Origin of the sequence: Lacisediminihabitans sp. H27-G8 (assembly GCF_046156175.1) — a bacterium.
In the GTDB taxonomy this organism is placed as follows: Bacteria; Actinomycetota; Actinomycetes; order Actinomycetales; family Microbacteriaceae; genus Lacisediminihabitans.
Genome location: NZ_JAYLVL010000001.1, coordinates 531,262 through 551,906, shown reverse-complemented (window position 1 = coordinate 551,906; position 20,645 = coordinate 531,262). Strand labels below are relative to the sequence as shown.

Genomic DNA, 20,645 nt, shown 5'->3' with positions numbered 1-20,645 from the left:
CACCGTGGATGGCTGGACGTGCCGCGCGCGCGAGGCGGGCGTGGGGCGGCTACAGGCCGCGACGATCTCGCTGGGACACCCGCAGCCCGCTGTCCCTCAGTCGCTCCACGAGCTGCCGGATGCTCACCGGTTCCGCCCCCGCGGCCACCAGCTCGTGATACCGGCCCTCTGGCACGTCATAGTGATCCCGATCGAAGCCGCGCCGGGGGATGCCCAGCCGATTGGCGAAGTCGTGCAATTCCTCGAGCGAACTGTCACTCACCAGGTGAGACCAGAGCATGTCGTGTGCCGGCCACCTAGGCTGGTCGATCAGGATGGTCATTGGCCGATTCTAAACAGCGCCGATTCACAACACCTCCGTTTCTCCCCTAGAAGATCTCACCAGGAAGGATGAGCGGGATGACTTCACTAGCCCATCGCGTCGTGCGCCAACACGGCTTCCTCGTCGCCCTCGTCTCCGCCCTCGTCGTGCTGGCCCTCAGCCTGATTCAGAACGTGCTGAACGCCCTGATCGGCCAACTCACCTTCCTCGGCTCGAGCGACGTGCCGGCCTGGCAATGGTGGGCCGGATATGCCACGCAGTTCGCCACCGTCGCCGTGCCCCTGTCCGTCGGGGTGTTCCTCAGCTTCTGGTTCATTGCGCCGATCGGCCCCGAACTGCATGTCGTCCACGTGATCACGCGCTCGGTCCTCGCGGCGGCCGTAGGAGGGATCCTGATCTTCGTGGTGATGCTGGCCACGAACGGATTCTCCCTGGTGACGAACGGCCTGATGGGCCAGATCCGTCTCCCCGCCGACGCGGGGGAGCGCGTGTTGCAGGCGCTCGGGTTCTCCGCGGCGACCGCAGGGCAGCAGTTTTTGAGCGTCGCACCGCTCGTCATCCTCGTGGGAGTGCTGCTGCGCCTGTGGTTGGAACGGCATCCGTCCGAACACGAGATCGTCGGCATCGTCGACACGGCCTGAACACACCTCGCAGCGTTTGACCCCGGCCGCGATAATCGACTATTGTTGAGCTTCGGTGTGTGCTGGGCTAAGCCCGCAACCGAATGCACACCAAGACTTCTGCCGAAATCATCGGCAACAGTTCATAGAGTTAGGGTTCCCAAGTGGTTTACGCAGTTGTGCGCGCCGGTGGTCGGCAGGAAAAGATCGAGGTCGGCAGCATTGTCGTTCTCGACCGCATCAAGGCCGACAAAGACGGCAACGTCGAGCTCGTGCCGGTCTTGCTGGTCGATGGCGACACCATCACGCATGACGCGTCGGCTCTCGCGAAGGTGAAGGTGACCGCTGAGGTCGTCGGCGACCTCCGCGGTCCGAAGATCGTCATCCAGAAGTTCAAGAACAAGACCGGGTACAAGAAGCGCCAGGGCCACCGCCAGGAGCTCACCCGCATCAAGATCACCAGCATTAAGTAACTAGGGGCTGAAAACTCATGGCACACAAAAAGGGCGCAAGCTCCACCCGTAACGGTCGCGATTCCAACGCACAGCGCCTCGGCGTCAAGCGTTTCGGCGGCCAGGTCGTCAGCGCAGGCGAGATCATCGTTCGCCAGCGCGGCACTCACTTCCACCCCGGCGTCAACGTCGGCCGTGGCGGGGACGACACCCTGTTCGCCCTCTCGGCCGGTGCGGTCGAGTTCGGCGCCAAGGGCGGCCGCAAGGTCGTCAACATCGTGGTCGCCGCCTAAGCGACTGGTCTCGATACGGTCGCTGAGCGACCTACTCGACCACCGGTTGATTCGGGGTCGGCACATTCAGTGGGTTCGGGCGGGCTTCGGCCCGCTCTTGCCTGTTAAGCGGTAATCAGTACACGAAGGGATGCGTTGTGGCTACCTTCGTTGACCAGGTAACACTCCACCTCAGCGCCGGCGACGGTGGTGACGGCTGCGTCTCGGTGAAGCGCGAGAAGTTCAAGCCCCTCGCCGGACCGGATGGCGGCAACGGCGGCGACGGCGGCGACATCGTGCTGGTCAGCGAGATCGGCGTCACGACCCTCCTCGGCTTCCATCGCGCACCCCACCGCAAGTCCGAAAAGGGCGGCCAGGGTATGGGCGACAACCGCAGCGGCTCGGATGGCGCGGAGATCGAACTCGCCGTTCCGCTCGGCACCGTCGTGAAAGACGCCGAGGGCAACGAACTCATCGACTTCACCGAACCGGGCATGCGCTATGTGGTGGCTCCCGGTGGTCAGGGCGGACTCGGCAACGCCGCTCTCGCCTCTACCAAGCGCAAGGCTCCGGGTTTCGCGCTTCTCGGTATCCCCGGCTGGGAAGGCGACGTCTTCCTCGAACTCAAGGTGGTGGCGGATGTCGCGCTGGTGGGGTACCCCTCGGCCGGCAAGTCCAGCCTCGTCGCTGCCATCTCGGCCGCGAAACCGAAGATCGCGGACTACCCCTTCACCACGCTGCATCCGAACCTCGGCGTCGTCGAGTCGGGTGACACGCGCTACACCGTTGCCGACGTGCCCGGTCTCATCGAGGGCGCGAGCGAGGGCAAGGGGCTTGGCCTCGAATTCCTGCGCCACGTCGAGCGCTGCTCCGCGTTGCTCCATGTGCTTGACTGCGCGACCCTCGAGCCGGGTCGCGATCCGATCAGCGACCTCGACGTGATCCTTGGTGAACTCGCCGCCTACCCGGTGCCCGAAGGCCAGCTTCCGCTGCTCGAGCGCCCGCAACTCATCGCGCTGAACAAGGTGGATGTGCCCGAGGGCCGGGATCTCGCCGACCTCGTGCGCCCCGACCTCGAGGCCCGGGGCTATCGCGTGTTCGAGATCTCCGCTGTGAGCCGTGAAGGCCTGCGCGAGCTGTCGTTCGCCCTCGGCGAGCTGGTGGATGCCGAACGCGCCAAGAAGGCTGCCGTGCCGGTGAAACAGCGGATCGTTCTCCGCCCCCGAGCCAGCGGTGATGCGGGCTTCACGGTCAAGGTCGAGGGCGGTTCCGGCGGCAACATCTATCGTGTCGTCGGCGGCAAGCCGGAACGCTGGGTCGCTCAGACCGACTTCAACAACGAAGAGGCCATCGGCTTCCTCGCGGACCGCCTGGCCAAGTCCGGCGTGGAGAACGAGCTGTTCAAGGCCGGAGCCGTCGCCGGCTCGACCGTGATCATCGGACCGGTCACCTTCGACTGGGAGCCGACCCTCACCTCCACCGCGGAACTGCTGACCGCTCCGCGAGGAACCGATCCGCGACTCGTGCAGAACGATCGTCCGACGTCGAAGACCCGTCGCCAGGAATACCTCGATCGCATGGACAGCAAGTCAGAGGCGCGCGCCGAACTCCTGCGCGAACGCGAAGCCGGCATGTGGAACGACGATGAGGGCTTCGCGATCACGGAGAAGGACGCCGAAACCGAGTCGGAGGATTCGCCGGCGGATGTCTGACCCGGTTCTCTCGCGCAGTGGCATCCCCGCGGCGCGGCGCATCGTCGTGAAGGTGGGCTCATCGTCGATCAGCGGCGCGAACTCCGACCAGATCGCGCCACTGGTGGATGCGCTAGCCGCAGCCCACGCGCGGGGAACCGAGGTGATCCTCGTCTCCTCCGGGGCGATCGCCACCGGCATGCCGTACCTCAAGCTCGATGCCCGCCCCACTGACCTGGCGACCCAGCAGGCCGCCGCGGCGGTCGGCCAGAATGTGCTCATCTACCGCTACCAGGACAGCCTCGACCGCTTCAAGATCGTCGCGGCCCAGGTGTTGCTCACCGCGGGGGATCTCGAGAATCCCACCCATCGCGGCAATGCGCAACGAGCGATGGAACGCCTCCTCGACCTGCGAATCCTGCCGATCGTCAACGAGAACGACACGGTGGCGACCCACGAGATCCGCTTCGGCGACAACGACCGGCTCGCTGCCCTCGTGTCTCAGCTGGTGCGCGCCGACCTGCTCATTCTGCTCTCCGATATCGATTCGCTGTACACGAGACCGCCCGAGCAGCCCGGAGCGCGCCGGATCGTGGATGTCGCGTTCGACGACGATCTCACCGGGGTCGAATTCGGTGACATCGGCGCCGCGGGGGTCGGAACGGGGGGTGCCGGCACAAAGGTGGCCGCCGCCAAGCTCGCTGCGGCATCCGGAACGCCCGTGCTCCTCGCCTCCACGAGGCACGTCGCCGCGGCCCTCGAGGGCGCGGAGCTCGGCACGTGGTTTGCCGCCGCAGCAGCCGGCTGAGACCACGCAACTACACTGGCGTCATGCCTGAGACCGTCGTCGCCACGCGCTCGTTCACCGAGAAGATGGATGCCGCCCGCGCGGCATCCCTCGTGCTCGCCACCGCGAACGCGGCGCTCAAGAATCGCGCTCTCGCCGCTGTCGCCACCGCCATCGTGCACCATGCGCAGCGGATCATCCCGGCGAACGATCTCGATCTCGCCACTGGGCGCGACAACGGGTTGAGCGCCGGCATGCAGGACCGCCTCCGGCTCGATGTCACGCGCCTGGATGCCCTGGCGGACGCGGTGCGACTGGTCGCCACACTCGTCGACCCGGTCGGCGAGAATGTTCGTGGACAGACGCTGCCCAACGGCCTCCGGCTCAGCGAGGTGCGCGTGCCCTTCGGCGTTGTGGGAGTGATCTACGAGGCTCGCCCCAACGTGACCGTCGATATCGCGAGCCTCGCGCTCAAGAGCGGCAATGCCGTCGTGCTGCGTGGGGGCAGCGCCGCCGAGAATACCAACCGGGCGCTGGTCGCGATCATCCAGGAGGCGCTCGTGAGCGTCGGGCTGCCCGCAGACACCGTGCAGACCATCGACGAGTTCGGGCGGGACGGCGCCCGGCAGCTCATGCAGGCGCGCGGACAGATCGATGTCCTGATCCCGCGGGGGAGTGCCGACCTGATCAACACCGTTGTCACGGAGTCGAAAGTCCCGGTGATCGAAACGGGGGCGGGGATCGTGCACGTGTTCCTCGATGCATCCGCCGACGAGGCGTGGGCCATCGATATCGTGCACAATTCCAAAGTGCAGCGACCGAGTGTCTGTAATGCCCTCGAAACGCTGCTCGTGCATGAGACCGCTGCGGAGCGCTTGCTGCCGTCGGTGCTCGGTGCCTTGCGCGCCTCCGGGGTCACCATCCACGGGGACGACCGCACACGTCAGATCTTCGCGGATGCCGTCGCCGCCACCGAGGAGGACTGGGCGACCGAATACATGTCGCTCGACCTGGCCGTGCGAGTGGTCGGCTCGCTCGATGAGGCGATCGATCACATCCGCCGCTATTCGACGCATCACACCGAGTCGATCGTCACCAACGACCTCGGCAATACGGAACGCTTCCTTGCGGAGGTGGACTCTGCCGTGGTGATGGTGAACTCCTCCACCAGGTTCACCGACGGCGGAGAGTTCGGTTTCGGGGCCGAGGTCGGGATATCGACGCAGAAGCTCCACGCTCGTGGACCCATGGGGCTCAGCGAACTCACCAGCACCAAATGGATAGTGCGTGGCGCGGGCCAGGTCAGGGAATAGGCATCTGCGGGCCGGTAGGCTTACCGGCAGTGAAATTTCGTTCAAACGGATTGGTGGATGTCGGTGCTCAGCATGATCGTTCTGGCGGCTGAAGAGGCGAAGATCGCCCTGTTCTTCCCGGCCTGGGTCTTCCCCATCATCGCCGCCGCCGCTTTCGTCGCACTCGGTTTCGTCGTCTGGAGCTTCCGCGACGTCGCCAACCGCCATAGCCAGAAGACCGGCGGCTCGGCGGCGAGTGGGCACACGACCGATCACTGACGCCGACGACGTGATGGCGAAGAGCACGACGAAGCGCCCGAAAATCGGCGTGATGGGCGGCACCTTCGACCCCATCCATCACGGGCATCTTGTGGCAGCGAGCGAGGTGGCGCAGTCATTCGGCCTCGACGAGGTGGTGTTCGTGCCCACCGGAATGCCCTACCAGAAGCCGGGTGCCACCTCCAGTGAGCACCGCTACCTGATGACGGTCATCGCCACCGCGGCGAACCCCAACTTCACGGTGAGCCGGGTGGACATCGACCGCCAGGGCCCCACGTACACGATCGACACGCTTCGTGACCTCCATGCGGAGCGACCAGACGCCGAGCTCTTCTTCATCTCCGGCGCGGATGCCATCACGCAGATTCTCGACTGGAAAGACGTGGCCGAACTCTGGTCACTCGCCCACTTCGTCGCGGTGACACGGCCGGGCCACTCGCTCACTATTTCCGGTTTGCCGGAGTCGGACGTAAGCTTGTTGGAAGTGCCCGCGCTCGCAATCTCCTCCACCGATTGTCGTAGCCGGGTCAGCCGGGGATACCCGGTGTGGTATTTGGTCCCCGATGGTGTTGTTCAATACATCTCCAAACATCACTTGTATCGGAGTCTGACATGACAGCCTGGCAAGACCAGCCGCCCGTGAGTCGGCGGCAAGTTCGGCAAACCGAACGCGACGAGAACGTCGTTCCTCAGGCGACCCCTGAGCAGGACGCTCCCGATGACACCTCCTTCGCGGGTATCGCCCGCCAGGGTTGGGAAGCCGAAGCGCGCCGCGCGACTGCGCCGCAGGGACCGCCGGAGAGTGCCGTCGAACCCCCAGTGAGCCGTGGCCGCAGAGTTCAGCAGCCCGCGACCAACGAACTCGGCCCGGACTCCACGCCGGAGCCGCTCCTCTACATCACCCAGGCACGACCTCAGGTGCCGAGCTACGACGGCGCCTCGTTCCGTGGCCGGGCGATCAGCGCGGTTCCTCACGACTCCGACGCCGTGACGCCGGTTGATCCCGCCCCCGGTGCCGAGCAGCCCGAATATCGCAACCGCGACTTCAGCCCCTCGGACTCGCGCCGATCCGCCTTCCGCCCGGTCGGTCCGCCGTTGAACTGGGCCCCGCCCGTGGTGGTGCCGCTCCCCGAGCCCATCGCCGCACCGGCGATAGAGGCTGCCGCACCGGCGTCTTCGGCCCCAGCGTCTTCGGCCCCGGCGTCTTCGGCTCCGGCGTCTTCGGCTCCGGCGTCTTCGGCTCCGGCGTCTTCGGCCCCGGTGTCTTCGGCCCCAGTGTCTTCGGCCCCAGTGTCTTCGGCCCCGGTCGCATCCGAATCCTCGTCTCAGCCCGCGCCCGTCCTGACGCGTCGCCAGATGCGCGAATTGGGCATCGGCGGTTTTGTGACCAGCCCGAGCGAGAACGACGAGGCCGAGCGTGCTGCCGCTGCCGCTGCCTCCCTGCCAGCTACTCCGGTGGATGCTGCACCGGTCGAGGAAGCGCCTATCGAGGCCGCTCCGATCGATGCTGTGCCCGTCGATGCTGAGCCCGTCTTCGCTGAGCCCGTCTTCGCTGAGCCCGTCTCTGCTCTGCCCGTCGAAGATGCGCCTATTGTGGCCGCGCCGACCGCCGCGGCGCCGATTGCGGACGCACCGGTCGAGACTGCGCCTGTCGAGCCACTTCCGGTCGAATCCGGCCCGGTCGAGGAAGTTGTCGTCGCCGAGGTGGCCACCGAGCGCCCGCGGTTCCGCGATCGCGCCAGTCGTGGCACGGTGGATCCCGAGCTCGAGCGCGAAGAGGCCCGTCGGGCCGCACAGGTGTCTGAAGCGGCTGCCGCTCCTCATGCCGGCGCCGAAGCACCGGTGTTCGCCGAAGCGCCCGTGTTCGCCGAAGCGCCCGCGATTGTCGAACCTCCCGCATTCGTCGAGCCGCCCGCACTGATCGAACCGCCGCTGCGCCAGTTGTTCACCGGTGCCATTCCCACGGATGTCACCGTCGCCGAACTGGTCGAGCCGCCGGTCGCGCCGCCCGCTTCGCGGGAACCGGCGAATTCTCCGGTATTCAATGTCGCTCCGGCTTCTGACCACCTCGTGGCAGAGCCAGAAATCGTCGTCGCCGAGCTCGAGCCCAACTCGGAGAGCACCTCGACCTTCGAAGACCTGCTGTTCCCCAGCGGTCAGCCCGTGGAGACCACCGTAGAGCCGGCACCCGCCGATGCTGCGGCGACCTCCTTCGGCGCTTTCCTCGCCGGGCACGATGCGCCAGCGCCCACCGTGTCCTCTCCCGAGCGCGCAGTCGCCGAGCCGGGAGACAGCTATGTGCCCCCGGTCGGCCACTGGTCGACCCAGGCGCTGATCGACGATGACGTGCAGGTGCAGGAGAACACCTTCGCTCGTGACGTGGGTGCCACGAGTGGCGCCATCACGACGAGCGCCCTGGTGCTGCCGTCGATGCCCACCGGAGAAGACATCATGGGCCCGCTGAGTGGTACCGGTGAGATCCTCATCACCGGCTCCATCAACCTCCCGAGCAGCATGGGATCCACCGGGGTGCACCCGGCCCGCTACGACCACTCCGATGTCGACGCGCTGCTCGAGGCCGACGACCGCGAAGACTCCTCCGATCCAGAGTCCGCGCCGGTTCGTGCGATCCGCGCGATCAGCACGAACACCGCATCTGGTGACGTCATCAATTCGATGAAGCCCCAGAAGGCCAGTCGCCTGCCCCTCATCCTCATCGTCTCCGCCGCGGTCATGGCCGTCGGCGTCGTCGTTCTGCTCGTCGCAGGGTTGATCTTCAAGATCTTCTAGGCCTGTGACCACTTCTGTTTCTCTTCCACCCCAAAGGACCCTGTGACTGCGACCGACCACGCCCGCGAACTCCTCCAGATCGCTGCGGCCGCCGCAGACTCGAAACAAGCCGAAGATCTCGTGGCTCTCGATGTCTCCGGTCCGCTTCCCCTGACGGATGTGTTCCTGCTCGCCACCGGGCGCAACGAACGCAACGTCGTCGCCATCGCGAGCGAGATCGAAGACAAGCTGATCGAACACGGTTCGAAGCCCCTCCGTCGCGAAGGTCGGGCCGAGGGGCGCTGGATCCTGCTCGATTTCGGTGATCTCGTGGTGCACGTCTTCCACGAGGAGGACCGCATGTACTACTCCCTCGAACGTCTGTGGAAGGACTGCCCGGTGATCCCGATCGACCTTCCCGTGCGCGAGTCCGCCGAATAGTCGAGACCGGCCAGCGGATGACAGCCCTCGAGCTGCCGTCCTGGCGTGCGACCGGCGGCGATCGGCAGCGTGTCCTCGACCTCATCGACAGCTGGGCTGCGTCATCCGCCCTCGCTGGCGTTGTCGCGGCCTTCGGGGGTTCTGTGCCCGACAGCGGTGCCGGCGATCGCCTGGCCTGGCTCGATTCCTTCGCGGCCGCGGAATGGGACTTCCGCCGCGGCAGGGAGCGTGACTCGATCCGCCGATCGGCGCTGTCGCCGGCTCAGACCGAGGCCATCTCTGCACATTCCCCGGATCTCGGGCTCGCGAACCGGGAAAGGCCCGGAAGGGCGCACTACGACACGGTGATCATGACCGGCGGGATGGTGCGTGCCGGTATCGTCAAGCCGCGGTTCGTCGCCGAGCTGCTCGAAGACGGGCTCGAGTGCGACCACATCCTGTTCCTCGGCGGATTTCGACCGTTCTCGTCGGAAGAGACTGCGGTCGCCCGGGCGCTGAGGATCGATGCCGACGATGAATTCGGGGGGATGCTGGCCGGCCTCGAGCAGGCATTCGGCCCCCTCGGTGCACCCGAGTTCGTCGAACACAGCGGTGACACGGTGAATGCGTCCTGGCGACACCTCACCTGGAATCGAGGGCAGCTGCCCCGGTTGAGCGTGCTCGCAGCCCCCTCGTCGGACCCGCAGCAGCGCCGCGCCAATTCCGCCGACACCTATCGATTCTGGGCTGGACAGCGTCGCGCCCCCGCCGAGCAATCGGTGCTGCAGGTCACATCACCGATTTACGTGCCCTACCAGGCTGCGGTGGCGGTGGGCATCCTGGGGCTCGACTATGGACTCTCGGTCGAAACCGTGGGCGCGAGTGCCTCAGCAAGCGACCTGGGGGCGCACAGCCAGCCATTCCTGGCAGAGCATCACCTGCAGGAGTTGCGCGCGGCCATCGGGGCGATGCTGGGCCTCCGGAGACGCCTGGACGGCTAACGAGGCTGCACGGCTAACGCGGCTGACGCAGCAGCCAGGGTCGCAGTGCGCGAGTCACGAACGGCAGTGCGAGGTACGTCATGATGGGCGCGACCGCGGCAACGAGAATGAGAACGCGCAGGGGAAGCGGCCACGGGCCGGTGAGCGGGGCCAGCAGCCAGTTGGCGAGCAGACTCAGCGGATAGAACGCGATGAAGATGCTCACCAGCTGTTTCCAGCGCGGGGGAGCGAATGGCGCGGACTCGAGCACCTCGACCGTCGAGGGCTCATCGAACCACCCCTCGATTCCGGTGCGCTTCTCCTCCCGGGCATGTTCCACGAGCCCGAGGGCGCTCGCGATCCACCACTCGCGTTCCGGTGACCGCTCCCACAGCGCGAGGTCTGCGGCATCCGCGAACCGGTAGAGCATGTGCCACTCATGCGATTCCGGATCGGGACGCACCCAGCCCGAGCCAAGGTAGCCCGGGCTCGAGCTGAGGAGATCCTGACCGGCACGCGCCCAGGCGGCGACCTCCCTCGCGCGAGCGGGTGAGACGACGCGGGTTATCGAGACGGTGATCGGTTCAGCTGACATCCCTCCAGTCAAGCACCGTCGGCCGGGGCGACCGCTCCAAATCGGGGGCTGACCGCGGAGCGCTCGGATGTGTAGTAATCTGACGTAGTTGCCTTCTCGGAAGTTCGAGAAAGTCAGCTTGGGTCCATGGCGCAGCCCGGTAGCGCACCTGCATGGCATGCAGGGGGTCAGGGGTTCGAATCCCCTTGGATCCACCGAAATCCTGTCCCAGGATTGAGAAAAGCCCCGAACCTCTGGTTCGGGGCTTTTTCTTTGGGATCCACTGTCGGAGTCCGGACGATGGTCGCTCCGCGAACGCATTCCGGTCCGGCGTCAGTCCGGTTCCCCTTGGCGCCGAGCCTTGGGGCCCGCGGCCCCGCGGGCGGTCGAGATGATGACCTCGCGCCGGAACGCGCCGTGTCGGGACCAATGTCCCGCGTCGATGGCGGCGGCGGCGGGTAGCTTGGGGCTGACACGATCATGCACCGGTTCGTGATCTCGAACAGAGGAAGTCCACGGATGGCGATCGACTCGCAGCGGAGTTCGCGGTTATCCACTCCCGGTGTCGACCACCCCGCCCACTATCGGCGGCGGGCACGCGTGGGCGATGCCCTGGGCATAGCCCTCTGGCTCACCTCGGCTTTCGCCGTCGCGCTCTTCCTCTTCTCCGGGGGCACCGCCCGATTCGGTTCGGTCGCGGATGCCGTCACGAGCGTGGGGATTGCGACCGGACTCGTCGGCACCAACCTCGTCCTGGCGATGCTGCTGCTTGCCGCGCGAGTGCCGTTCATCGACCACGCGATCGGCCACGACCGGGCGATCGCCGTGCATCGGGCGCTGGGAAAGCCGGCCTTCTACCTGCTGCTCGGTCACGGGGTCATCCTGCTCATCGGCTACGGACTGAGTTCCGGACTCGATCCCGTCGCGGAGATCGGGCCGATGCTCGCCATCCCCGACATGCTCCTCGCGATTCTCGCTATCGCGCTGCTCGCCGTGGTGATCGTGAGTTCGGCGGCGCTGGTGCGACGCCGGTACAGCTATGAGACCTGGCACCTGATGCACCTGCTGAGTTACGCGGCGGTGCTGGCATCCGTTCCGCACCAGCTGAGCATCGGCAGCGTACTGTCGCCCTTCAGCTTCGAGCGGGTCTACTGGCTCGCGCTCTACATCCTCGCCTTCGGCGCGATCCTCACCCATCGTCTCGCCGAGCCGCTCGTCTCGAGTCTGCGACACCGCCTGCGGGTCGAGCGGATGGAACCGGAGGCTCCCGGGGTCGTATCGATCTACCTGTCCGGCCGCCGGTTGCGGTCGCTCGAGTCGGTGGGCGGCCAGTTCTTCGTCTGGAGGTTCTGGACGGCGGGCACCTGGTGGCACTCGCATCCCCTCTCGCTGTCCTCCGTGGCGACCGACACTCAGCTGCGCATCACCGTGCGCGATCTCGGAGGGGGCAGCAGGAGCATCAGTTCGGTCCCCGCCGGCACGCGGGTGTGGTTCGAGGGGCCCTATGGCATCTTCACGGATGCGGGACGCACGGCCCCGAAGCTCGCCATCGTCGTCGCCGGGATCGGCATCACCCCGGTGCGGGCCATGCTCGAAGATTCGGTGCTGAAGCCCGGGGAGGCCACCATCCTGCTTCGCGCCTCCACCGTCGATGACACGTTCCTCTGGGGCGAGATCGAGGAACTCGCCCGACAGAAGGGAGTCGCCGTCACCATGATGATCGGGCCGCGTGCGCGCACCGGACCCGGCTGGATGACCCAGGCCGACGCGGACCGCGGGCTCACCCTGCTGGGCGTCTTTCCCGATCTGCTGGCAAGCGACCTCTACCTCTGCGGGCCCACCTCGTGGCTCAATGTCGTCGAGGCGGATGCCCGCGCCGCCGGAATCTCCGACCACCAGATCCATGCCGAACGGTTCGACTGGTGAGGGCGCGCGCAACAGTGGTCGGGGCCGTGGGCTCCGCAGCGATCCTCGCCATCGCCTGGCAGGTGGGGAGCTCGATCGACGCATCGAACGGAGGACCCGCGGGGGGTGGCGCGACCTCCACGGCGAAGCCCGCTGCGAGTGCAGCGTCCAGTGGCAGCTTCACCGGTGCCTCCGAGAACACCCGGTACGGCAGCGTGCAGGTGAAGATCGTTGTCGCGGGGGGCAAGATCACCGATGTCGTGCCCGTGCACCTCACCGACAAGGGAGGTCGCTCGGTGCAGTTGAGCAACCGGGCCGCTCCGATCCTGCGCGCGGAAGTGCTGAAGTCCCAGTCGGCGAAAGTCGCCAGCGTCGGCGGCGCTACCTACACGACCGACGCGTACCTGCTCTCCCTGCAGTCGGCCCTCGACCAGGCGGGGATCTAGGCCTCAGACCTGTCGGATCGCCGACGGTCCTTCGGGTTGCGGCGCCACGGCCATCATCGGTCCGGTCATCTCGACGGTGCGAAGACCCTCGTGGCGGGTTTCGAGCTGGGCCACGACGAGAGCCGCGAGGTCTTCGAGATTCGCGATCTCGGCATCCGAGGCCGAGCGCGGGACGAAGTCCAGCACGGACAGGGTGCCGATGGTCTGCCCGTCGGAGCGCTTCAGGGGCACCCCCACATAGAAACGCAGGCCGAGGGGCCCGGTGACAAGGTGACTGTCCTGCGACCGCGGATCCTTCTGGCCGTCTTCGATGATCACCGGTTCGGCATGCGGGATCGTCGCGGTCCTGAGATCGACGGCTCGCGCGATCTGTTCGACCTCCGGCCCGTAGTGCGACCGGAACCAGGTGCGGTCGTGGTCCACGACGCTCACTATCGAGATCGGCGCGGAGAACAGGCGCGCCGCCATGGCCGTGACGCGATGAAGGGCCTCATCCGGGATCGTGTCGAGGATCGCGGAGCGACCGGTCGGGGAGTGCGGGTCGCTGGGGTAGAAGGTGTCGGACTCGGCATCCTTGTGGCGCGCGCTGTCGGCGATGACCGTCTGGCGCAGCAGGGAGACGAGCTCGCGCCCCGCCGGCCGCTGTGCGGGGTCCCGCGCCGTCATCGCGGAGAGCAGGTCACGCCAGTGGTCGGGCAGGAAAGCCGGGATGACCGGGTCGCGGGAGAGCCGGGCCATCGCCGATTCCACCATCGATCCGGGGAACTCGATGGCGCGGGTGAAGCTCTGGAGGAGCACCAGACCGAGGGAGTACACGTCACTCGCCGCGGTGAGAGGCGTGCCGGTGACCTGCTCGGGGCTGAGGTACGCCGCAGTGCCGGTGGTCTCTCCCTCGGCTGTCATCCGCTCGATGTCGTCGGAGAGGGCGATTCCGAAGTCGGTCAGCTTCGCCCGCGCCCGAGGCGCGTCATTGCCGTAGTCGACGAGGAGGATGTTGGACGGCTTGATGTCCCGGTGAAGCACATTGCGGGCGTGGATGTACTCGAGCGCCTCCGCCATGTCGTAGCCGATCTCGGCGATATGCCGGGAGGCGATGGGGGAGACCTGGATCCGCTCGTGGAGGTTCTGCCCGGTGACGAGCGCCATGATCAGGTAGCGGCGGGTGCGGCCGGAATCGTCGGTGTCGAGACCGGCGTCGTAGAGGTTCACCACTCCGTGGTGGTCGAGGCTCGCCAGCACGGCGAGTTCGCTCTCCTGCCGGGCCGGATCGAGGCTGCTCGAATCGAACAGCTTCACCGCGACGGCGCGACCGAGCACCTCGTCGGTCGCCCGGTAGACCGTGGCCATGCCGCCGAATCCGATGGCGGATTCGACGCGATAGCGTGCCCCGAGCAGCCGGCCCGCCATGTTCCCTGCTGCTGGAACCGCCATGAAACCCACTCTCCTTCCCCAGTGTATTGACGCCGTGCGTCCGTGCGTCCGCGATCGGGAGGGGTTGACAACAGGTCCATTTTCCCCACCGTCCCGATGGACGGGACCTTCGGCCCGGTTGCCGCAGCCGGCACGCAGGAAGCTGGGAGCCGACGAGAGGATCGACAGTGCCGCGACACCCGGATCGACCGAGGAATCCGCTTCGTGCCGTGCTCGGTTTCGGTCGCCGCTATCCGGTCGTCTCACTCACCGTTTTCGTCGGTATCGTCGGCATGATCTTCTGGTTCTTCGGTCAGGTGGACATCACCCGCTGGCTGTTCAGCATCTTCGCGCTGGCGGTCGCCGCCATCGAGGCCGTCGAGATGGCGAAGCAACTGCGCAAGGGCATCGTCGGCATCGACATCCTGGCGATTGTGGCCATCGTGGCCACCGTGCTCGTCGGAGAGTTCTTCGCGAGCATCATCATCGTGCTCATGGTGTCGGGGGGCAGAGCCCTCGAGGACTTCGCCCAGGGGCGGGCACGTCGCGAACTGGATGCCCTGCTCGACCGGGAGCCGCAGGTTGCGCACCGCACCCACGCCGATTCCGATGACATCGACGACATCCCCGCGGGGGAGGTGGTCGTCGGCGACCTGATCCTCGTGCGCTCCGGCGAGGTGGTTCCCGTCGACGGACAGCTGGTGTCTGCCAGCGCGGCCTTCGATGAATCCTCTCTCACCGGGGAGAGCCTGCCGGTGACCCGGGTCGCGGGGGAGACGGTGTTGAGCGGCTCGGTGAACGGGGTGACGGCGACGACCATCGTGGCGACCGCTCTGGCGCGCGACAGCCAGTTCCAGGCGATCGTGGCACTGGTCGAAGCGGCCTCGAGCAATCGGGCGCCGGTGGTGCGCCTGGCCGATCGCTACGCCATCCCCTTCACCGTCATCTCGTTGCTCATCGGCGCGGTGGCCTGGTTCGTCTCTGGCGACCCGGTGCGCTTCGCAGAAGTGCTCGTGCTCGCCACTCCGTGCCCGCTCGTACTGGCCGCACCGGTGGCGTTCATGGGGGGCATGAGCCGGGCCGCACACCACGGGATCATCGTGAAGGGCGGCGGGGTGCTCGAGACCCTTGCCCGGGTGCGCACCGCCGTGTTCGACAAGACCGGCACACTCACGATCGGTGCGCCCACCGTCACGCGGATCCTGCCGCGCGAACCCTGGAACGAAACGCAACTACTCGCCAGGGTGGCTTCCGCCGAACGATTCTCTTCCCACGTGCTCGCGGCGTCCCTCGTGGCATCGGCAGAGGACCGCGGACTGGTGCTGCCCTCCGCCGAGAACGCCGTGGAGGTGGCCGCCCAGGGCGTCTCCGCCACGATCGACGGTCAGCGAATCGAGATCGGAACACTCGCCTTCGCCGCCGCTGCGGCACCCGGCGTCGAAGCCGTGGATCTGGCTGCGGGGGAGTTGGCGATCTATATCGCGATCGGCGGTCGTTTCGCCGGCGTGGTCGTCGCCAGCGACCCCGTGCGCGACAACGCGCACTCCACCATCGAGCAGCTGGGAATGCTCGGCGTGCACGAGACCGTGATGCTCACCGGAGACGCCAACGCCACCGCGGCCCACGTGGCCTCCGCGGTAGGCATCTCACAATTCACCGCCGACTGCCTGCCGATCGACAAGGTCGCCGCCGTGCGTGACATCGCCGCGCGGCCGGTTCTCATGATCGGGGATGGTGTCAACGACGCGCCCGTGCTCGCCGCGGCGGATGTCGGAATCGCGATGGGAGCGCGCGGCGCGACTGCCGCGAGCGAGTCCGCTGCGGCCGTGATCCTGATCGATGACATCTCGGTGGTTGCCCTCGCCGTGAGGATCGGCCAGGACACCGTGCGCATAGCTCTGCAGAGCATCTGGCTGGGAATCGCGCTGAGCATCGGACTCATGCTGATCGCCGCCTTCGGCGTGATCCCGGCGACCCTCGGCGCGGGAATCCAGGAGGTCGTGGATCTTGCGACCATTCTCAATGCCCTGCGGGCGATCCGACCGAAAGAACACACCGAGCGAGCCCAGCCGGCTCTCGTCATCCCCACCCCACAGAAGGAGCACAGCCATGAGTGACAACAGCCCCGCCCCGACCGCTGCCGCGGCACCGGTCTTCACCGTTCCCGCGGGAAGCATCGTCGTCGGCCACGACGGATCGAAGGACTCCGACCATGCCCTCACGGTCGCCTTCGACTTCGCCGCCAAACTCGGAGTCGAGATCGTGGTGGTGCGCACGTGGAGCATCGATACGGCTCCTCACGGCGCGCTGTACAACCACGGCTATGTCGCCTCTTTCGACGAGGTGACGGAGACGGTGAGGAAGATGCTGGTCGCCGATACAGCGACCATCGCAGCCCGTCACCCGGAAGTGACCCTGCTGGTGCGCGCCGCGCTGGCGCAACCGGCGCAGCTGCTCACCCAGTTGGCCGCGCCCGCCCTCATGCTGGTGGTCGGCCCGCGAGGACTCGGTGGGTTCGCCGGGCTGCTGCTCGGATCGGTCAGCAGCCATTGCGTGCAGCTCGCGACCTGCCCGGTGCTCGTCGTTCCCACTCGCTGACCGGGCCGTGCACTTCAGCCGGCTCTCGGCGGAGTACCGTCAACATCGTGACTTCGAATTCGGACGTGCTCATCCTCGCGATGGACCATCGCGATTCCCTGCTGCGCGACCTCTACGGCATCGACGACGCTCCCACGAGGGAGCAGATCGCCAGGATCTCCGCCCACAAGGCGCTCATCTTCGATGGCTTGCTGAAGGCGATCGAGGGCGGGGTGGATGCCTCTCGCGTCGGCGTTCTCGTCGATGAGCGGTACGGGGCGGCCGTGGCCGTTCGGGCGAAGGAGGCCGGCATCGACCTGGCCATGCCGATCGAGCGCAGCGGGGAGCCGCTCTTCATGCTCGAATACGGCACCTTCGGAGACTCCGAGTGGCTGCGACACGTGCAGGAGTTCGCCCCGGCCCAGGTGAAGGTGCTGGTGCGCGACAATCCGCAAGCGTCCTTCAACCGCGTGCTGCAGTTCGACCGTCTCATCACGGTGTCGAATGCCCTTCGGGCGGCCGGCCGCACCTTCATGATCGAACTCTTGGTTCCCGCCACACCGGCGCAACTCGAATCGGTGGGATCGGATGCCCTCCGCTATGACCGCGACGTTCGCGCCGGCCTGACGGTTCAGGTGATCGAAGAGATGCAGGCGGAGGGGATCGAGCCGCAGATCTGGAAGATCGAGGGACTGGAGACGGAGCAGGACGCCCGTGCTGTCGTCGCAGCGGCCCAGCGCGATGACCGCTCTGGCGTGAGCTGCATCGTGCTGGGGAGAGATGCCTCCCAGCCGCGGCTCGATCACTGGCTCGGCGTGGCATCCGCCGTCGAGGGGTTCCGGGGCTTCGCGATCGGCCGAAGCATCTGGGAGAAGCCGCTGGCGGATCATCTGGCCGGAACGGCATCCGAGTCGCAACTCGTGCAGCTGGTCGCCGGCAATTACACGCACTTCGTGCACGCCTGGGACAGCTGAGTCGAGCTATTTCCTGTTCGTGAAGCCCTGGGTGCAGGTGGTCTGGTCTGCACTCTGGCCGGAGATCGTCGACGGAAGGGCGATCGAACTCGGGGCCGGGGTCGCACTCGCCGAGGGGTCGGTGGATGCGGCCGGCGCGGGAGTGGCCGCCACGGGCGCGGTCGGATCGGCGATCGCTGCGCGACCGAGCTTTCCGGTGAGCGTGATCGGCTGGTCCGACTGGAGCGCCGTGGCGAGGGCGGCGGCGGGGGTCACGAGAGGGACGACCCGGTTGGGGTTGGCGGGGTCCGCTCCGGTGGGGTACTGCACGAAGACGATCTTGCTGAGATCGATGCCCTTGAGGGCCAGCGCGATCGACATGAGCGTCGTCGGGTTGGTGAGGGTATCCGAGAGCTGCACGTTGGACAGGGCCGCGTTCGCCAGCTTGTAGAGCGTGACCGGGTTGCTGAGCACGCCGTCGCTGGTGATCTTGCGCGTGAGGGCCGAGAGGAAGACCTGTTGGTTGCTGATGCGCCCGAGGTCACTGCCGTCGCCGACGCCGTGCCGGCTCCGCAGGAAGGAGAGGGCTTCGGCACCCACCAGGATCTGCTGACCGGCCGGCAGATCGAGCTGCGGGTCGGTGTACGGGTCCTTCACCGGGGTTGCGAGGCACACGGTGACGCCGCCGACCGCGTTGGACATGCCTGTGACGCCGTCGAAGCTGATGACGCCGGCGTAAGGGATCGACAGGCCGGTCATTTTCTCGACGGTCTGCACGGTGCAGGAGAGGCCCCGGGACAGGGTCGAGTTGAACATGGCCGGGGAGGTGCTGCGGCCGCAGAGAGGGATGTTCACCATGTCGCGTGGGAAGCTCACGACGGTGGCGCTCGTGTGATCGGCGGAGACGTGAAGGAGCATCGTGACGTCGTTGTTGCCGATGCCCGAGCTTCCGGCCAGCTGGGCTTTGGTCTGGTAGCCGGCCTGGCCCGTTCGGGTGTCGGTGCCGGCGAGCAGCATATTGACCTCGCCATCGATCGGGCCGACCGACGGCGCCTCTGGCGCGGGTTTGGCACCGACGGCATGGGTGAGGTGGATGCCCGGCTTGATGTTCGAGACGGTGCCGTAGACGGCGAACGCGCCAACGGCGGTGCCGCTGACGGCCACGACAGCGACGATAGCGGCGAGGACTTTCGCGATCGAGGCGATGGGGTGCGAGCGGTGCAGCCGGCCGTGACGGATGGGCGCGTGCGCGCGCGACGAACGCGTGCCGCTTTCGGCGCTTCGACGACCCATGAGACCTTCCCCCGCATGCCGCGAACGCGACACCGATCAGAAATGTACCGCAGCAGACCTCAATAGATGCTGTGCGGGACTGGCCTTTCGCAATCCAGGGGTAGCATCTGCGCATGCTCGAACATGTGAAGGTCGCGATAATCGGATCGGGGTTCGCCGGACTCGGCATGGCCATCCAGCTCAGTCGGCACGGCATCGACGACTTCGTGGTCGTGGAACGAGCGGGCGAGGTCGGGGGCACCTGGCGTGACAACACCTATCCGGGAGCCGCCTGCGACATCCGCAGCGACCTGTATTCGTTCTCCTTTGCGCCGGCGTTCGACTGGAAGTTCCGGTACGGCCGCCAGCCGGAGATCCTCGCCTACCTTCGATCGACCGCCGACGAGTTCGGCATCCGATCGCGAATCCACTTCGACTCCGAACTCCTCGACGCGACCTGGGACAGCTCGGCTTCCCTCTGGACGCTGCACACCAGCACTGGTGATTTCACCGCCTCGGTGCTCGTGTCCGGTGCCGGCCCGCTGATCGATCCGGTGTGGCCGAAGATCCCCGGCATCGAAGGGTTCGCGGGCGAGCGTTTCCATTCGTCCCGCTGGCGTCACGACATCGACCTCGCAGGGCGCAGGGTCGCCGTGATCGGCACCGGGGCATCCGCTATCCAGTTCGTGCCGGAAGTTCAGAAGGTGGCCGGCGAGCTCACGGTGTTCCAGCGCACCCCGGCCTGGATCGTGCCGCGGGGGGATGCTCCGACCACCGAGCGCCGCGCCAGGCTGTTCCGGCGATTGCCCATTCTCCGCCGCGCTGCACGGGCCTGGGTGTTCCGGTCTGCGGAAGCGCGGTTTGCGGGATTCCGCAGCGCGACCATCGGTGGACTGATGCAGCGATTCGCCGCGGGCTACCTGCGCAGCCAGGTCGCGGATCCCGGCCTGCGGGCGAAACTGACCCCGGCCTATCGCATCGGCTGCAAACGCATCCTCATCTCGAGCGACTTCTACCGGGCGATGACCCGGCCCAATGTGCAGCTCGTGACCGGTGCGATCGTCTCCGTGGAGGGACGCGAGATCGTCACCGCGGATGGCAAGAGGAGGGAGTTCGACGTCCTGATCGCAGGAACCGGGTTCACCGCGACCGAGCCTTCGGTCGCGCGCCTGGTGCATGGCGTCGACGGACTCAGCCTCGCCGAGGCGTGGTCTCCGCACATGGAGGCGCTTCACGGCACCACCGTTGCGGGTTTCCCGAACCTGTTCCTGCTCGTCGGCCCGAATTCCGCGCTCGGCCACAACAGCATCGTGTACATCATCGAGGCGCAGATCGACTACGTGCTCAAGGCTCTCGACGCGATGCGGGCGCGCGGCGCGGCATCCGTCGTGCCCACCCCCGAAGCCCAGCAGCGCTACAACCGGCGCGTGCAGGCCGACCTCGCGGACTCGGTCTGGCTGAGCGGCGGATGCTCGAGCTACTACCTCGACGTCGGGGGCAGGAACACCACGCTCTGGCCCCATCGGGCGGCGCTGTTCCGCGGTTCGGTGCGTCACTTCGACAGTTCCGAATATCGTTTCGAGCAGCCGCTGGTCGCCGCCCCGAGCTGAGCGCAGCGCACCGT

General features: G+C 67.0%; 21 protein-coding genes and 1 tRNA gene. 18 read left to right on the top strand and 4 right to left on the bottom strand.

Annotated features, from left to right (window positions below):
* Positions 1 to 49: 49 nt before the first annotated feature.
* On the bottom strand, positions 50 to 322 hold the full coding sequence (locus VLI63_RS02605) for a DUF4031 domain-containing protein (protein ID WP_409155367.1): 273 nt from the start codon (positions 320 to 322) through the stop codon (positions 50 to 52).
* 77 nt (positions 323 to 399) lie between these two features.
* On the opposite strand from VLI63_RS02605, the gene VLI63_RS02600 reads away from it, so the two are divergent.
* The 11 genes from VLI63_RS02600 to VLI63_RS02550 all read left to right on the top strand — a co-directional run bounded on the left by VLI63_RS02600 (position 400) and on the right by VLI63_RS02550 (position 9,905).
* The gene (locus VLI63_RS02600) at positions 400 to 963 is read left to right on the top strand and encodes a hypothetical protein (RefSeq protein ID WP_409155366.1); all 564 of its coding nucleotides are present in this window, start codon (positions 400 to 402) and stop codon (positions 961 to 963) included.
* Positions 964 to 1,106: 143 nt separating this feature from the next.
* Positions 1,107 to 1,415 carry a 50S ribosomal protein L21 gene (rplU, locus tag VLI63_RS02595; protein WP_185200925.1) on the top strand — a complete coding sequence of 103 codons (309 nt, stop codon included), beginning with the start codon at positions 1,107 to 1,109 and terminating at the stop codon, positions 1,413 to 1,415.
* Between the two features lie 17 nt (positions 1,416 to 1,432).
* A complete protein-coding gene (rpmA, locus tag VLI63_RS02590; protein ID WP_185200924.1) occupies positions 1,433 to 1,687 on the top strand; it encodes a 50S ribosomal protein L27 in 255 nt (84 codons plus the stop codon).
* Between the two features lie 137 nt (positions 1,688 to 1,824).
* The gene (gene obgE / locus VLI63_RS02585; RefSeq protein WP_409155365.1) at positions 1,825 to 3,378 is read left to right on the top strand and encodes a GTPase ObgE; all 1,554 of its coding nucleotides are present in this window, start codon (positions 1,825 to 1,827) and stop codon (positions 3,376 to 3,378) included.
* On the top strand, positions 3,371 to 4,165 hold the full coding sequence (gene proB, locus VLI63_RS02580; RefSeq protein WP_409155363.1) for a glutamate 5-kinase: 795 nt from the start codon (positions 3,371 to 3,373) through the stop codon (positions 4,163 to 4,165). Before obgE ends, proB begins: the two co-directional genes overlap by 8 nt.
* 23 nt (positions 4,166 to 4,188) lie before the next feature.
* On the top strand, positions 4,189 to 5,457 hold the full coding sequence (locus tag VLI63_RS02575) for a glutamate-5-semialdehyde dehydrogenase (protein WP_409155361.1): 1,269 nt from the start codon (positions 4,189 to 4,191) through the stop codon (positions 5,455 to 5,457).
* Between the two features lie 57 nt (positions 5,458 to 5,514).
* Positions 5,515 to 5,715, top strand: a complete 201-nt coding sequence (locus tag VLI63_RS02570) for a hypothetical protein (RefSeq protein ID WP_409155359.1) — start codon at positions 5,515 to 5,517, stop codon at positions 5,713 to 5,715.
* 13 nt (positions 5,716 to 5,728) lie between these two features.
* The gene (gene nadD / locus VLI63_RS02565) at positions 5,729 to 6,331 is read left to right on the top strand and encodes a nicotinate-nucleotide adenylyltransferase (protein WP_409155762.1); all 603 of its coding nucleotides are present in this window, start codon (positions 5,729 to 5,731) and stop codon (positions 6,329 to 6,331) included.
* Positions 6,328 to 8,505 carry a hypothetical protein gene (locus VLI63_RS02560; RefSeq protein WP_409155358.1) on the top strand — a complete coding sequence of 726 codons (2,178 nt, stop codon included), beginning with the start codon at positions 6,328 to 6,330 and terminating at the stop codon, positions 8,503 to 8,505. Before nadD ends, VLI63_RS02560 begins: the two co-directional genes overlap by 4 nt.
* 42 nt (positions 8,506 to 8,547) lie before the next feature.
* A complete protein-coding gene (gene rsfS / locus VLI63_RS02555; RefSeq protein ID WP_185200918.1) occupies positions 8,548 to 8,925 on the top strand; it encodes a ribosome silencing factor in 378 nt (125 codons plus the stop codon).
* A gap of 17 nt (positions 8,926 to 8,942) precedes the next feature.
* Positions 8,943 to 9,905 carry a hypothetical protein gene (locus VLI63_RS02550; protein ID WP_409155355.1) on the top strand — a complete coding sequence of 321 codons (963 nt, stop codon included), beginning with the start codon at positions 8,943 to 8,945 and terminating at the stop codon, positions 9,903 to 9,905.
* A gap of 13 nt (positions 9,906 to 9,918) precedes the next feature.
* Here the strand turns inward: VLI63_RS02550 and VLI63_RS02545 are convergent, their stop codons facing one another.
* Positions 9,919 to 10,479, bottom strand: a complete 561-nt coding sequence (locus VLI63_RS02545) for an antibiotic biosynthesis monooxygenase (RefSeq protein WP_409155353.1) — start codon at positions 10,477 to 10,479, stop codon at positions 9,919 to 9,921.
* A 120-nt stretch (positions 10,480 to 10,599) separates the two neighbouring features.
* On the opposite strand from VLI63_RS02545, the gene VLI63_RS02540 reads away from it, so the two are divergent.
* The 3 genes from VLI63_RS02540 (at position 10,600) to VLI63_RS02530 (ending at position 12,809) form a co-directional block, all read left to right on the top strand.
* Positions 10,600 to 10,673: transfer RNA gene (locus tag VLI63_RS02540), tRNA-Ala, on the top strand.
* Between the two features lie 304 nt (positions 10,674 to 10,977).
* Positions 10,978 to 12,384 carry a ferric reductase-like transmembrane domain-containing protein gene (locus VLI63_RS02535; RefSeq protein WP_409155352.1) on the top strand — a complete coding sequence of 469 codons (1,407 nt, stop codon included), beginning with the start codon at positions 10,978 to 10,980 and terminating at the stop codon, positions 12,382 to 12,384.
* Positions 12,381 to 12,809 carry an FMN-binding protein gene (locus VLI63_RS02530; protein WP_409155350.1) on the top strand — a complete coding sequence of 143 codons (429 nt, stop codon included), beginning with the start codon at positions 12,381 to 12,383 and terminating at the stop codon, positions 12,807 to 12,809. Before VLI63_RS02535 ends, VLI63_RS02530 begins: the two co-directional genes overlap by 4 nt.
* 3 nt (positions 12,810 to 12,812) lie before the next feature.
* Here VLI63_RS02530 and VLI63_RS02525 read toward each other — a convergent pair whose 3' ends face one another.
* On the bottom strand, positions 12,813 to 14,240 hold the full coding sequence (locus VLI63_RS02525) for a protein kinase domain-containing protein (RefSeq protein WP_409155348.1): 1,428 nt from the start codon (positions 14,238 to 14,240) through the stop codon (positions 12,813 to 12,815).
* 167 nt (positions 14,241 to 14,407) lie between these two features.
* Between VLI63_RS02525 and VLI63_RS02520 the strand changes: the two genes are divergently transcribed.
* Genes VLI63_RS02520 through VLI63_RS02510 form a run of 3 tightly spaced genes read left to right on the top strand, consistent with a single transcriptional unit; the run spans position 14,408 to position 17,770 of the window.
* Positions 14,408 to 16,336: a heavy metal translocating P-type ATPase gene (locus tag VLI63_RS02520; protein WP_409155347.1), complete on the top strand. Its 1,929-nt coding sequence runs from the start codon at positions 14,408 to 14,410 to the stop codon at positions 16,334 to 16,336.
* Positions 16,329 to 16,817, top strand: coding sequence for a universal stress protein (locus VLI63_RS02515; RefSeq protein ID WP_409155345.1), 489 nt, complete (start codon positions 16,329 to 16,331; stop codon positions 16,815 to 16,817). Before VLI63_RS02520 ends, VLI63_RS02515 begins: the two co-directional genes overlap by 8 nt.
* A gap of 47 nt (positions 16,818 to 16,864) precedes the next feature.
* Complete coding sequence (locus tag VLI63_RS02510; protein ID WP_409155344.1) at positions 16,865 to 17,770, top strand: 2-deoxy-5-keto-D-gluconate 6-phosphate aldolase domain-containing protein; 906 nt, start codon at positions 16,865 to 16,867, stop codon at positions 17,768 to 17,770.
* Positions 17,771 to 17,776: 6 nt separating this feature from the next.
* Here the strand turns inward: VLI63_RS02510 and VLI63_RS02505 are convergent, their stop codons facing one another.
* On the bottom strand, positions 17,777 to 19,042 hold the full coding sequence (locus tag VLI63_RS02505; RefSeq protein ID WP_409155343.1) for an LCP family protein: 1,266 nt from the start codon (positions 19,040 to 19,042) through the stop codon (positions 17,777 to 17,779).
* Between the two features lie 113 nt (positions 19,043 to 19,155).
* On the opposite strand from VLI63_RS02505, the gene VLI63_RS02500 reads away from it, so the two are divergent.
* Positions 19,156 to 20,631 carry a flavin-containing monooxygenase gene (locus VLI63_RS02500; RefSeq protein WP_409155342.1) on the top strand — a complete coding sequence of 492 codons (1,476 nt, stop codon included), beginning with the start codon at positions 19,156 to 19,158 and terminating at the stop codon, positions 20,629 to 20,631.
* Positions 20,632 to 20,645: the final 14 nt, after the last annotated feature.

Bases quoted from the DNA above. Each gene is read 5' to 3' on its own strand.
- VLI63_RS02535 (WP_409155352.1), top strand. From the start codon at position 10,978: ATGGCGATCGACTCGCAGCGGAGTTCGCGGTTATCCACTCCCGGTGTC.
- VLI63_RS02515 (WP_409155345.1), top strand. From the start codon at position 16,329: ATGAGTGACAACAGCCCCGCCCCGACCGCTGCCGCGGCACCGGTCTTC.
- VLI63_RS02605 (WP_409155367.1), bottom strand. From the start codon at position 322: ATGACCATCCTGATCGACCAGCCTAGGTGGCCGGCACACGACATGCTC.
- VLI63_RS02550 (WP_409155355.1), top strand. From the start codon at position 8,943: ATGACAGCCCTCGAGCTGCCGTCCTGGCGTGCGACCGGCGGCGATCGG.
- VLI63_RS02575 (WP_409155361.1), top strand. From the start codon at position 4,189: ATGCCTGAGACCGTCGTCGCCACGCGCTCGTTCACCGAGAAGATGGAT.
- VLI63_RS02560 (WP_409155358.1), top strand. From the start codon at position 6,328: ATGACAGCCTGGCAAGACCAGCCGCCCGTGAGTCGGCGGCAAGTTCGG.
- VLI63_RS02545 (WP_409155353.1), bottom strand. From the start codon at position 10,479: ATGTCAGCTGAACCGATCACCGTCTCGATAACCCGCGTCGTCTCACCC.
- VLI63_RS02525 (WP_409155348.1), bottom strand. From the start codon at position 14,240: ATGGCGGTTCCAGCAGCAGGGAACATGGCGGGCCGGCTGCTCGGGGCA.
- VLI63_RS02570 (WP_409155359.1), top strand. From the start codon at position 5,515: ATGTCGGTGCTCAGCATGATCGTTCTGGCGGCTGAAGAGGCGAAGATC.
- VLI63_RS02500 (WP_409155342.1), top strand. From the start codon at position 19,156: ATGCTCGAACATGTGAAGGTCGCGATAATCGGATCGGGGTTCGCCGGA.
- VLI63_RS02505 (WP_409155343.1), bottom strand. From the start codon at position 19,042: ATGGGTCGTCGAAGCGCCGAAAGCGGCACGCGTTCGTCGCGCGCGCAC.
- VLI63_RS02600 (WP_409155366.1), top strand. From the start codon at position 400: ATGACTTCACTAGCCCATCGCGTCGTGCGCCAACACGGCTTCCTCGTC.
- rpmA (WP_185200924.1), top strand. From the start codon at position 1,433: ATGGCACACAAAAAGGGCGCAAGCTCCACCCGTAACGGTCGCGATTCC.
- proB (WP_409155363.1), top strand. From the start codon at position 3,371: ATGTCTGACCCGGTTCTCTCGCGCAGTGGCATCCCCGCGGCGCGGCGC.
- nadD (WP_409155762.1), top strand. From the start codon at position 5,729: ATGGCGAAGAGCACGACGAAGCGCCCGAAAATCGGCGTGATGGGCGGC.